Below are 12,014 nucleotides of genomic sequence, written 5' to 3'. Positions count from 1 at the left end.
TTGCAGCCTGTTATTGCCGTTTTTTTACTCTTTTACCGATGAAAAGCGGCATTTTTTATTGTAAAAAGCCATCTTTCGCACCGTTTTTTGTTATCTTTTGTCTGGCAAAAGGTAACACTTTACTGCGCTAAACGTAACTTTTTACAGGCTTAGATAATATAGAATAAAATCCGTTTCGGTGTAAACCGCTGAGTAACAGGCGGCTGCGAGAATCAGGAAATTTTCGGAATTTCTGTGCTTTCCTGTTCTTCTTTGGTTTTACGCGATTCTTGTGGCGGTAAAACATCATGAGTTTTCTTATTCCGTATACTTTTCTGCGGAATCTTCCTGCCAGGTCGCCATATGCTGAGCAGGCGGGACATGTCGCTGTCTGACACGCCCCGCCTGATGATGTATAGCTTTCTGTTTCTGCAGGGAGCTTTCCGGCGCAGATGTCACATCTCTTTTCCATGAGTCAGTCAGTGACTCTTTCTGTCCCTCTGTCTGAGCACCTGCGGTCTCTGTGAGTCAGCGGAAACGGAGGCGGACTCCCTGCATGCGTCTCTCCTCCGCTGTGGAACACCCATCCCGGATGCACCCTACTGCTCATCTGCAAGCACGAAGTCGAGCTGGCGCTTGTCGAGGTTGGCGCGTGCCACCTTTATGCGCACAGGGTCGCCGAGGGAGTAGGTGTGGTGGTGACGGCGGCCGACGAGGGCGAAATTCTTCTCGTCAAACTCGTAGTAGTCCTCACCGAGGTCGCGCATGGGGATCATGCCCTCGCAGTGGTTCTCGTCAATCTCGCAGTAGATGCCGTAGGAAGCGACTCCCGAGATGTGGGCGTCGAACTCCTCGCCGATGAACTTTGACATGAATTCCACCATCTTGTACTTTATGGAATCGCGCTCCGCCATGGCTGCCGTCATCTCCATTTCGCTGCTATGCTTGCACAGTTCCTCGTACTTGTCCTTGCTGGCGTTCTTCGCACCCTGCTGGTAACGCGTGAGAAGGCGGTGCACCATGGTGTCCGGATAGCGGCGGATGGGCGATGTGAAATGCGTGTAGTAGTCGAAGGCAAGTCCGTAATGCCCGATGTTATGGACAGAATATTTTGCCTTCATCATGGCACGCAGCGCGACCATCTCCACGACCTTCTGGTTCTTCTTGCCCTCACAGTCGGCGAGAAGCTGGTTCATGGCACGTGCCGAAGCCCCCTTGGTGCTTGTCGATTTCATCTTGTAGCCCAGTTTGGCGACGAAGCCTTTCAGCTCCGCAAGCTTCTGTGGGTCAGGCTCATCGTGGATGCGGTAGGGCAGAGTCTTGGCCGCCTGTCCTCGCTTCACCTTGCCTATGCTCTCCGCAACGGTACGGTTGGCGAGGAGCATGAACTCCTCGACGAGTTTGTTTGCCTCCTTTGACTTCTTGAAATAGCAGCGCACAGGCACACCGTCCTTGTCGATGTCGAAGCGCATCTCCTCACGGTCGAACTTCACGGAGCCTTCCTCGAAGCGGCGGTCGCGCAGCTGTCGGGCGAGGTTCCACATGATGTTTATCTCCTCCTGACAGTCCCCCTCCTTTTTCTCGATGCGCTCCTGTGCCTCCTCGTAGGTGAACCGGCGGTCGGATTTTATCACTGTGTGCACCAGTCTCCAGGTCTTTATCCTCGCCTCGCTGTCGAGGGTGAAGACGACGGAGTACGCCAGTTTCTCCTCATTGGGGCGGAGTGAGCAGATGAAGTTGCAGAGACGCTCCGGCAGCATAGGGATTGTGCGGTCGACAAGGTAGATGCTTGTCGCGCGAGCCTGTGCCTCCTTGTCGATGACAGAGCCCTCCTTGACATAATGAGAGACGTCGGCGATGTGCACACCCACCTCGTACAATGCGCCCTTTCCGTCCTCCTCGCTGCCCTTTGTGAGCACTTTCAGCGACAAGGCATCGTCAAAGTCCTTGGCGTCATGAGGGTCAATGGTGCAGGTGAACGTATCACGGAAATCCTCACGTGCCGCATAATCCTCAGCGGTAATCTCCTCACTGATTTGGTTGGCAGCATCCTCCACGGCGCGAGGGTACTCGTAAGGCAGACCGTACTGCGCCAGAATGGCGTGCATCTCGGTGTTGTTCTCGCCCTTTGTGCCAAGGTTTGCGATAACCTCGCCTATGATGCGGCTGCGCTCATCGGTAGGCCATTCTACGACACGGACGATGACCACATCGTTCTCCTGTGCCTTGTGGAGCAGGCGTTTGGGCACAACGATGTCGCGTGAGAGGTTCTCCCCGTCAGGAGAGATATACGCCACGTCGTGCTCTATCTGCACTTTGCCCACAAACTGGGTCTTCTTTCTTTCCAGAATCTCCGTCACCACAGCCTCACGGATATGCTTGTCACGGCGCGCCATCATGGTCACCCGGACACGGTCGCCGTCAAGTGCGTACATCGAATTGCGCTCCGCCACGAACACAGGCTTCTGGTCCGTGCCGTCAGGCTGGAACGAGTTCTTGCCTGTGCGCTTGCGTATGAACACGCCATCCATGGTCTGTCCCTGCTGGTTCAGACGGTATGAGGAGTCGGTGATGCGTGTGAGGAAGTCGTCCCACGCCATCTCCTCCATGATGTCTATAGCAAGCATCTTCAGCGGATGAGTGTTGAGTTTCAGTCTCTTGAATATCTCCTTGAACGAGAAAGTTTTTCCTGGTTCCTGTCGGAAAAAGTCCATGAGCACTACTGTGAGCTCTTTCTTTGTCATGCGTTTACCGCCTTTTTTGCCCTTTCCCATAGTCTTTATGTTTTAAGTTTTTGCAAAGTAACGAAATATTTTGTACCTTTGCAAGCAAAATACATTAAATTTTCATAAATCAAACCCAAGGTTGTGGGTTGGAGGTTGTGAGGTCAATCGGACATTATTAACACTGACATATTGACGCTACTGTCATTATTGACAATACTGACCTGAAGAATCCCAAAGCCCCAAGCCCAAAAACCGATAACCGAAAAAGCGCAATGAAAAAACTTTTCAGTACGTTGCTGGCAAAGGAGAAGAAGCCCGTCAAAGGCCTGATGGCATTCGAATGGGTTGTTCTGGCTTATCTCTTTGCCACGACAGTGATGCTGATATTCTGCTATACCCACCTCCTTCATCCCGGAGAAATGATATTCGGGCGTGTGAAGACGCTCATCATCATGGCACTCCTCTGGGGTGTCTACCGCCTTGTGCCATGCCGGCTGACAGTGCTCTTGCGCGTTGTCGGGCAGATGGCGATGCTCCCTTGGTGGTACACAGACACTTACGAGTTTAACCGCATACTGCCGAACATGGACCATGTCTTTGCCGCCATGGAGCAGAATCTGTTCGGTTGCCAGCCCTCTTTGGTGTTTTCCGAGGCAATGCCGTGGGGGATTTTCTCCGAACCGATATACCTTGGCTACTACTCTTATTTCTACCTTATCCTTGCGGTGGTAATGATGTACTTCATCTGCCGCTACGAGGATTTTGTCAAGGCGGTGTCGGTGGTTCTCGGTTCGTTCTTCGCCTACTACATAATCTTTGACCTTGTGCCGGTCACAGGACCGCAGTACTATTTCAATGCCATAGGCTTGGAGAGTGCGAAGCAAGGCGTTTTCCCTGATGTCGGAGACTATTTCCTGCAGTCGAGGGAGATGCTTCCCGCCACGGGCTGGGACGGTTTCTGCCGTTCTTTGGTAAGGAGCGGTGCCGTTCATGAGGGCGAGCGTGCCACGGCGGCGTTCCCTTCGAGCCACATCGGCATATCGACGGTGGTGGGATGCCTGCTGGCAAGGCTCTGCAGGAAGCGCGGAAAGTGGCGTCCGATGTATGTCTTCCTGCCGTTCTTCGTGTTCCTCTGCATGGCGACGGTGTACATCCGCGCCCATTATCTTGTCGATGCAATCGCAGGACTGTTCTCTGGACTCCTGCTTTATTATATGTTCTATCTGCTGTTCTTCCATGAAAATAGGGTTCGACGCTAAGCGTTATTATCACAACAATACTGGTCTGGGCAACTATTCGCGTACTTTGGTGAATGGGTTGCAGAGACTTTTCCCCGGGAATGACTACCTTCTCTATGATGAAGGGACGCTCCCGAGGGTGCTTTCCCTTGGCAGGAAGGCGGCAAATGACGGCTGTGAACTGTTCCATGGGTTGTCAAACGAGCTGCCGATGGACATTCTCCGCGCAAAGAGATGTGGCGGAGGGGCAAAAGAAATGATGTCCGTGGTCACGATGCACGACATCGCATGGCTCACGTTCCCTGACATGTACCATTGGGCAGACCGCCACATTTATGACTTCAAGTACGGGCGTTCATGCCGGAAAGCCGATCGTGTGGTGGCTATTTCAGAGTCCACAAAGCGCGACATAATGAGGTTCTATGGTGTTCCCGAGGAGCGTATAGAGGTCATCTATCAGCCTGTGCAGGACTATTACTACACTCCGATGGCGGAGGATGAGGCTGTCAGATTAATAAAGGAACATTTCGGCGATGCTCTTTCGTCAGGGACGGAAGGTGTGCGCCCATACGTTCTCTATGTCGGTTCTGTCAATTCACGCAAGAATCTGCTGGCGTTGGTGCAGGCTATGGAACTTATTCCTGCCGGGAACCGCCCTCTGCTCCTTGTCGTAGGCAATGGAAGGGAGTACAGGAAGAAGGTGGAGGAGTACATCGACAGTCACCGTCTGAGACAGTGGGTGACGATAGCGACGGACATACACAACAACCGTCTCCTTCAGGCTCTTTACCGCCAGGCGGTGGTTTTCGCCTATCCTTCGTTCTATGAAGGCTTCGGTCTGCCTGTCGTTGAGGCTGCCTTGCAGCGCACTCCGGTGATAACGACGACGGTCTCCTCGCTCCCTGAGGCGGCAGGTCCTGACGCTTTCCTCGTCAATCCGCACGACAAGGACTGCCCGGAGATTGTTGCGCACCACATCGACCGTCTGCTTTCAGACACAGACTTGCGACTGTCGATGGGCGGAAAATTGGAGGATTATGCACGCAAGAGTTTCGATCCGGACGGTCTGACATGTCAAATGATGGGGATGTATGAGAGGCTTCTCATGTGAACCAATTGCACTTAAAGCTGAAAAAACATGCAAGATAACAGCAAAAGAATGCCGCTACAGGGTGGCGGGAAGAAAGGGGAGTTCGTCCGTTTCTGCATAAACGGATGTCTCGCCGTGGCCATACAGTATGCGGTCTATTGGGTTCTTATCCGCTGGATGAACCCGAACCCGGCGTACACCATAAGCTACCTTGTCTCTTTCTGCTGCAACTTCGTCATCACAAGCTACTGGACGTTCCACAGCCGCCCGTCATGGAAGAGGCTGACAGGCTTCGGCGGCTCGCACATTGTGAATTTCTTTGTCCAGCTGGGCTTCCTGAATCTCTATCTGTGGGCAGGCATTCCAAAGGAGTATGCGGCACTGCTTGCAATGGGTTCTGCCGTCCCTGTTAACTTCATGATGCTGCATTTCGTCTATAAAAAGAAATAATTGGCAAGCCAGACTGACAAGGCCAATACCGTCAAGATTTACACAACTGTCACTGCCGGCAATATTGTCGGGACAGAAAAAAACACCATCACCAAATGATAAAATTAGCAATCGTCTCCCCATGCTACAACGAGGAAGCCGTGCTCCGTGACTCCTCAAAGGAACTCTCTGCACTCTTTGACCGACTGGTCATGAAGGGTAAGATTGCAGAGGACAGTTTTGTTCTCTATGTCAATGACGGTTCGGGAGACAGGACATGGCAGATTATCACCGAACTGAACAGGGAAAACGCACGCATCTGCGGACTTGACCTCGCACATAACGTAGGACATCAGAACGCCATCATGGCAGGAATGATGACGGCACGCCACGGTTCCGATGCCGTTGTGACGATTGATGCGGACCTGCAGGACGACCTCAATGCCATAGAAGAGATGATTGACCGCCACAGTGAGGGAGCGGACATCGTCTATGGCGTGAAGGTCAGCCGCCAGGCAGACTCATGGTCAAAGAGGACTTCGGCACAGATGTTCTACAGACTTCTGGAGTACATGGGTGTGAAGACTGTATACAACCATGCCGATTTCCGGTTCATGTCCAAGCGCGCACTGGATGCTTTGGCGGAGTTCCCCGAAAGAAACCTCTATCTTCGCGGCATGATACCGATGATAGGCTTCAAGACCGCCACCGTCGATGATGTCATTTCGGCACGCCTTGCAGGAAACTCGAAGTACACACTCAGGAAGATGCTCTCCCTTGCCACCGACGGCATAACGTCGTTCTCCACACGGCCGATAGAAATGATTATCACCGCCGGAGCGGGAATGCTCGTCATAGCCTTCTGCATGTTGTGCTATGTCATCGGCTCACTCCTCCTCGGCATTTATGCCAGCGGGTGGGCTTCAATCATGTGCTCGATATGGTTTATAGGTGCGGCACTGACCCTCTCCGTAGGAATCGTGGGGACATATATAGGCAAGATATACATCGAGGTCAAGCACCGTCCGTTGTATATCATCAAAGAACAAGTCGGAGATGGTGGAAAACAAGAGGAAACCGGGAGAGGAAACACAGAGAAATAAGGATAATGGATAAGAAAAGAATAAGAGGCATACTGTCCGACAGGCGGCTCATGCCGTGGCTTTGGGCTGCACTTGGTGTCATCTCGGCTCTGTGCAAGCTGAAGGCGCACAACAATTTCGACATCTTCCGCTATGTCTTCTACAACACATGGCAGGGGACATCGCTCTATGCTCCGGCAACAGACGGCGGCTTCTGGGACTTGAACCATTACGGACCGTTCTTCTCAATCATCATTGCACCATTTGCCGTTGTGCCTGAATGGTTAGGTCTCGGGATGTGGTGCACATGCCTTGCTGTGTTCCTGTACTGGGCGGTCAGCAGATATTCCACCGTCTCCGTGGCAGAGACAGGTGCACCTGCAGCCGATAACATGCAATCTCCACCGCACACTCCCTATATCCTCCCGTTCATAATCTGGTTCTGCGCCCATGAACTTCTTACTGCGCTTTTCATGCAGCAGTTCAACATTGCCATAGCGGCAATCATCCTCCTAAGCTACTATTTCGTGGAGAAAGAGCGCGATGAATATGCCACACTGTTTATAGTCATCGGCACGCTTGTGAAGATTTACGGCATAGTAGGTGTAGCTTTCTTCTTGTTTTCCAAGCATAAGACGCGCTATATCCTGTCGCTCTGCCTATGGACTCTTGTGCTTTTCTGCCTCCCTATGCTGATTTCCTCCCCTGAATACCAACTGACCGAGTACAGGGAATGGTTTGAATGTCTCGGCGGAAAGAACGGCGAGAACCTTCTCAGCCGCGCACAGAACATCTCTGTCCTCGGACTTCTCCGCAAGACAGGCTATGCCTGTACCGTGGGGCATACGGCTTTCCTCTCGGTGACGGCAGGCGACACCCCTGTGGATACCGCCAACTGGTGGATAAGAAGCTATTCCGACCTGCCCGTGATTATGGCAGGAATGACGGCGATGGCTGTCGGATATTTCCGCATAGAGCAATGGAAAAGCGGTGCTTTCCGCGAGACCGTCCTCGCCGGAGTGCTCATGTTCGTCTGTCTTTTCTCAACAGGGACAGAGTCAAGCGGCTACATCATTGCCGTCACAGGTTGCGTGATATGGTATTGCTGCGCACCATGGAGACGCTCACCGGTGGACATCGTGCTGCTGGTGCTTGTATTTCTCATCACGAGCATGTCGCCGTCTGACCTCTTTCCGCGCACCATAAGGCAGGAATTCATACAGCCTTATGCACTGAAAGCCTTGCCTGTTGCCATGATATGGGTGAAACTGTGTTATGAACTTATAAGGAAAGATTACAGCCTCTACGGCGTTAAGGGCACAGGAAACTAAGGCTTCACGGCAACATATCCGTGAATTATGGTATCATACCCGCAGCCTCATAACCCACAATCCGCTACCGTAAAACCGTACAACCAATGATATTATTGAGCTTTGACACTGAAGAATTCGACGTTCCACGTGAGCATGGCGTCGACTACGATACACTGAAAGAGGGAATGGAAGTGTCCCGCTACGGCACAAACCGTATCCTTGACTGCCTCAAGGAGTGCGGAGTGAAGGGCACATTCTTCTGCACGACGAATTTTGCAACCCATGCTCCTGAGGTAATGAAGCGCATCATGGACGAAGGACATGAGGTCGCTGCACACGGCTGTGACCACTGGGACCCGAAGCCGGAAGATGTCGTCAACTCCAAAAAAATTCTCGAACAGCTGACCGGACGACAGATAAAAGGATACCGTCAGCCGAGGATGTTCAAGGTCGACCTTAAAGAACAGGCACGCCGGGGCTACCTCTACAACGCCTCGCTCAACCCTGCTTTCATCCCCGGACGTTACATGCACCTCACCACTCCGAGGACATGGTTCATGAAGGAGGGCGTGATGCAGATTCCGGCAAGTGTCTCCCCATGGCTAAGAATACCTATGTTCTGGCTCTCGCTCCATAATTTCCCGCTGTGGCTGTACAAGACTTTGTGCCACAGAATCATACGCCATGACGGATATTTCAACACGTATTTCCACCCTTGGGAGTTCTATCCGCTCGGCGAGCATCCAGAACTGCGCATGCCGTTCATCATCCGCAACCATGCCGGACAGGGCATGTACGACCGCCTGAAAGCCGTAATCCTCGACCTTAAGGCACGCGGAGAAGAGTTTGGGACATACTCCGAATTTGCGGAAAGACACATTTAACCAAGGTAAGCATTGACATTACGGAAAGTATTGCCAATATAGTCAAAAAGAAAATAACCACCATCAAAATGAAAGACTTCATAGTAATCCTGAGGCGTTTCGTGCCACCCTACAAGAAATACCTTGTACTGACAATCCTCTTCAACATACTCTCGGCTCTGCTGAACATCTTCTCCTTCGCCGCGCTCATCCCTATCCTGCAAATCCTTTTCAAGACAGAGGACAGCAAGCGGGTGACGGAATACATCCCGATGACCTTCGACAACCTAAAGGAATCGGTAACGAACAATGTCGACTACTATGTCACCATGCTCATCGACAATGTCGGACAGACCACCACACTCCTCATCATAGGACTCTTCCTCGTGCTCGCCACATTCCTGAAGACGAGCATGTACTTCCTCTCCTCGGCAGTTGTCATCCCGATGCGAACAGGCATCGTGCGCGACCTCCGCAACGAGATATACAAAAAAGTGACATCACTCCCGATAGGATTCTTCACACAGGAGCGGAAAGGCGACATTATAGCACGTATCACAGGTGACGTCTCCACTGTCGAAAACTCTATCATGACCTCTTTGGACATGATGTTCAAGAACCCAATACTCATCATAACCTACTTTATAACCCTGCTTGTCATCTCGTGGCAGCTGACACTCTTCACACTTATCTTCGTCCCTGTCATGGGATTTATCATGGGGCGCATAGGACGAAAGTTGAAAGCGGGCTCTCTGAAAGCCCAGAACCTTTGGAGCGACACGATGTCGCAGGTGGAGGAAACTCTCGGCGGTCTGCGCATCATCAAGGCTTTCTGTGCCGAGGAAAAGATGAACAAACGCTTCAGTGACATCAACGACGAGCACCGTAACCAGGTCATCAAGGTGAGCGTAAGACAGAGTCTCGCACACCCGATGTCAGAGTTTCTCGGCACAATGATGATTGTCATCGTCCTGTGGTTCGGCGGTATCCTCGTGCTTAACGAGATGGCACTGACCGGACCGACATTCATCTACTACATGGTCATCCTCTATTCCATAATCAACCCTCTCAAAGAGTTCTCCAAGGCAGGCTACACCATCCCTGTGGGACTTGCCGGCGTGGAGCGCATCGACAAGATTCTCAAAGCCGAAAACAATATAACGGAGAAGGATAACCCTGTCCGTCCGACAACGTTCGAGCACGAAATAGAGTTCCGCAACGTGGGCTTCCGCTATGCGGAGAAATGGGTTCTGCGCCATATCAACCTCACTGTGCGCAAGGGACAGACAGTGGCTCTCGTGGGACAGTCGGGAGGCGGCAAGTCGACCCTTGTCGACCTTATCCCACGCTACTATGACGTGCAGGAGGGCGAGGTGCTCATCGATGGTGTGAATGTCAGGGACATGGGCATCCATGACCTGCGCCAGCTCATCGGAAACGTCAATCAGGAGGCGATACTCTTCAACGATTCGTTCCGCAACAACATAACCTTCGGCGTGGATTCTGCCACACAGGAGGAAATCGACCGTGCGGCGAAAATCGCCAATGCCTATAACTTCATCACGGAGAGCGAGGAGGGTTACGAGACATCAATCGGCGACCGTGGCAGCCGACTCTCGGGAGGACAGCGGCAGCGCATCTCCATCGCACGTGCCATACTCAAGAATCCGCCCATCCTTATTCTTGACGAGGCGACCTCAGCCCTCGACACCGAGTCGGAACGCCTTGTGCAAGAGGCTCTTACGAACCTCATGAAGACGCGCACCACCGTGGCTGTTGCGCACCGCCTCTCCACCATAAAGAACGCCGACGAGATATGTGTGCTCCATGAAGGCGAGATTGTCGAGCGTGGAACGCATAAGGAACTCATCGAGAAGGACGGCTACTACAAGAAACTGAACGATATGCAGAAAGTGTAAAGGTGAGGCTTTTCTGACAAATTATCAACCCAATGTCTTGTCAATTTGCCGAAGACCCCACAATAAAACCTTATAACCCACAACTTCCAATGGACTATCTCTCACTGAAAGACATCACCGCAAGCCATGCCGAAGAGATACACGCCGCCATACGCCGCGTGACGGATTCGGGCTGGTACTTGCAGGGAAAGGAGAACGAAAGGTTTGAGAACGACTATGCGGAGTACATCGGCACACGGTTCTGCGTGGGCTGCGCAAGCGGTCTGGATGCTCTCATACTTATCCTTCGGGCATACATGGAACTCGGCATAATGGCTCCGGGCGATGAGGTCATTGTTCCTGCAAACACGTATATCGCGACAATCCTTGCCATAACCGAGAACCGTCTCACGCCTGTCCTTGTCGAACCTGACCCGAAAACGCTGGAAATCGACGGCTCACTCATCGAAAGCCGCATCTCACCGCGCACGAAAGCCGTGATGACCGTTCACCTTTATGGCCGGCTTGCCTATTCGGAGCGCATGGCAGACCTATGCAAAAAGCACGGTTTGAAGCTCCTTGAGGACAATGCTCAGGCACACGGCTGCCGCTTCGGCGACAGGCGGACAGGCTCGCTCGGTGACGCTGCCGCCCACAGTTTCTATCCGGGGAAAAACCTCGGCGCACTTGGCGACGGCGGAGCGGTGACGACTGACGACAAGGAGCTTGCCGAGACGGTGCGCACACTGGCAAACTACGGCTCGCAACGGAAATACGTGTTCAAGTATTGTGGCAGGAACAGCCGCCTTGATGAGCTTCAGGCTGCCGTGCTGGACGTCAAACTTGCACATCTTGACAGTGACAACGAACGCCGCCGAAGGATAGCGCGCATATATAATAAAGGTATAAGCAATCCGCTCGTCTCACTGCCTGAGTGGCTTCCCGAGGAGCAGAATGTGTGGCATATCTTCCCCGTTCTCTCGCCTGAGCGTGACCGTCTGCGCGACTATCTTGCATCGAGAGGCATACCGACACTTATCCATTACCCCATACCTCCTCACCGTCAAGAGTGTTACGGCAATCATCCTGCCATGGCAAACTTGTCGCTCCCTATCACGGAACGCCTTGCCTGCGAGGAACTTTCACTGCCCATCAGCCCCTGCATGACAGCGGAAGAGGCGGCGGAAGTCATCGAAGCCGTGAACGGTTTCCGATGATTTGATTTTTGTATCCACAGACATTAAGGTTCTTGAATTCCTTAATGTCTGTGGATATGCTGTTAATGCGATAGTGCACAAATATCCATGTCTGTACACAAAAATACATGAATAACACACATTTTTGCATGCTATTGCCTTTAGAAAGTGCTAATTTTGTGCATCAAACCTTTTTCCTG

9 protein-coding genes are annotated in these 12,014 nt (G+C 52.3%); 8 read left to right on the top strand and 1 reads right to left on the bottom strand.

The features are described 5' to 3' along the window. Positions 1-578: 578 nt before the first annotated feature. Entirely contained in the window at positions 579-2,753 is a 2,175-nt protein-coding gene (gene rnr, locus E5358_RS06745) for a ribonuclease R (protein ID WP_135939468.1), read from the bottom strand. Between the two features lie 224 nt (positions 2,754-2,977). On the opposite strand from rnr, the gene E5358_RS06740 reads away from it, so the two are divergent. From E5358_RS06740 to E5358_RS06705, 8 genes are all read left to right on the top strand, one after another. Continuing rightward, positions 2,978-3,964 carry a phosphatase PAP2 family protein gene (locus E5358_RS06740; protein WP_135939467.1) on the top strand — a complete coding sequence of 329 codons (987 nt, stop codon included), beginning with the start codon at positions 2,978-2,980 and terminating at the stop codon, positions 3,962-3,964. Further along, on the top strand, positions 3,942-5,054 hold the full coding sequence (locus E5358_RS06735; RefSeq protein ID WP_135939466.1) for a glycosyltransferase family 4 protein: 1,113 nt from the start codon (positions 3,942-3,944) through the stop codon (positions 5,052-5,054). Before E5358_RS06740 ends, E5358_RS06735 begins: the two co-directional genes overlap by 23 nt. Before the next feature lie 27 nt (positions 5,055-5,081). Beyond that, on the top strand, positions 5,082-5,483 hold the full coding sequence (locus E5358_RS06730) for a GtrA family protein (RefSeq protein ID WP_277821195.1): 402 nt from the start codon (positions 5,082-5,084) through the stop codon (positions 5,481-5,483). Between the two features lie 95 nt (positions 5,484-5,578). Then, positions 5,579-6,565, top strand: coding sequence for a glycosyltransferase family 2 protein (locus E5358_RS06725; RefSeq protein WP_135939465.1), 987 nt, complete (start codon positions 5,579-5,581; stop codon positions 6,563-6,565). A 5-nt stretch (positions 6,566-6,570) separates the two neighbouring features. Further along, positions 6,571-7,875 (top strand): glycosyltransferase family 87 protein, encoded by a 1,305-nt coding sequence (locus E5358_RS06720; protein WP_135939464.1) that lies wholly within the window; start codon positions 6,571-6,573, stop codon positions 7,873-7,875. 86 nt (positions 7,876-7,961) lie between these two features. After that, positions 7,962-8,741: a polysaccharide deacetylase family protein gene (locus E5358_RS06715; protein ID WP_135939463.1), complete on the top strand. Its 780-nt coding sequence runs from the start codon at positions 7,962-7,964 to the stop codon at positions 8,739-8,741. A gap of 68 nt (positions 8,742-8,809) precedes the next feature. Next, positions 8,810-10,639, top strand: a complete 1,830-nt coding sequence (locus E5358_RS06710; RefSeq protein WP_135939462.1) for an ABC transporter ATP-binding protein — start codon at positions 8,810-8,812, stop codon at positions 10,637-10,639. An 89-nt stretch (positions 10,640-10,728) separates the two neighbouring features. Then, a complete protein-coding gene (locus tag E5358_RS06705) occupies positions 10,729-11,835 on the top strand; it encodes a DegT/DnrJ/EryC1/StrS family aminotransferase (RefSeq protein WP_135939526.1) in 1,107 nt (368 codons plus the stop codon). Positions 11,836-12,014 lie beyond the last annotated feature (179 nt).

The organism is Palleniella muris (assembly GCF_004792655.1).
GTDB lineage: Bacteria > Bacteroidota > Bacteroidia > Bacteroidales > Bacteroidaceae > Prevotella > Prevotella muris_A.
Note: the sequence above shows the minus strand (reverse complement) of the source record. Positions and strands in the feature narration are given on the sequence as shown.

Bases quoted from the DNA above. Each gene is read 5' to 3' on its own strand.
- rnr (WP_135939468.1), bottom strand. From the start codon at position 2,753: ATGGGAAAGGGCAAAAAAGGCGGTAAACGCATGACAAAGAAAGAGCTC.
- E5358_RS06740 (WP_135939467.1), top strand. From the start codon at position 2,978: ATGAAAAAACTTTTCAGTACGTTGCTGGCAAAGGAGAAGAAGCCCGTC.
- E5358_RS06735 (WP_135939466.1), top strand. From the start codon at position 3,942: ATGAAAATAGGGTTCGACGCTAAGCGTTATTATCACAACAATACTGGT.
- E5358_RS06730 (WP_277821195.1), top strand. From the start codon at position 5,082: ATGCAAGATAACAGCAAAAGAATGCCGCTACAGGGTGGCGGGAAGAAA.
- E5358_RS06725 (WP_135939465.1), top strand. From the start codon at position 5,579: ATGATAAAATTAGCAATCGTCTCCCCATGCTACAACGAGGAAGCCGTG.
- E5358_RS06720 (WP_135939464.1), top strand. From the start codon at position 6,571: ATGGATAAGAAAAGAATAAGAGGCATACTGTCCGACAGGCGGCTCATG.
- E5358_RS06715 (WP_135939463.1), top strand. From the start codon at position 7,962: ATGATATTATTGAGCTTTGACACTGAAGAATTCGACGTTCCACGTGAG.
- E5358_RS06710 (WP_135939462.1), top strand. From the start codon at position 8,810: ATGAAAGACTTCATAGTAATCCTGAGGCGTTTCGTGCCACCCTACAAG.
- E5358_RS06705 (WP_135939526.1), top strand. From the start codon at position 10,729: ATGGACTATCTCTCACTGAAAGACATCACCGCAAGCCATGCCGAAGAG.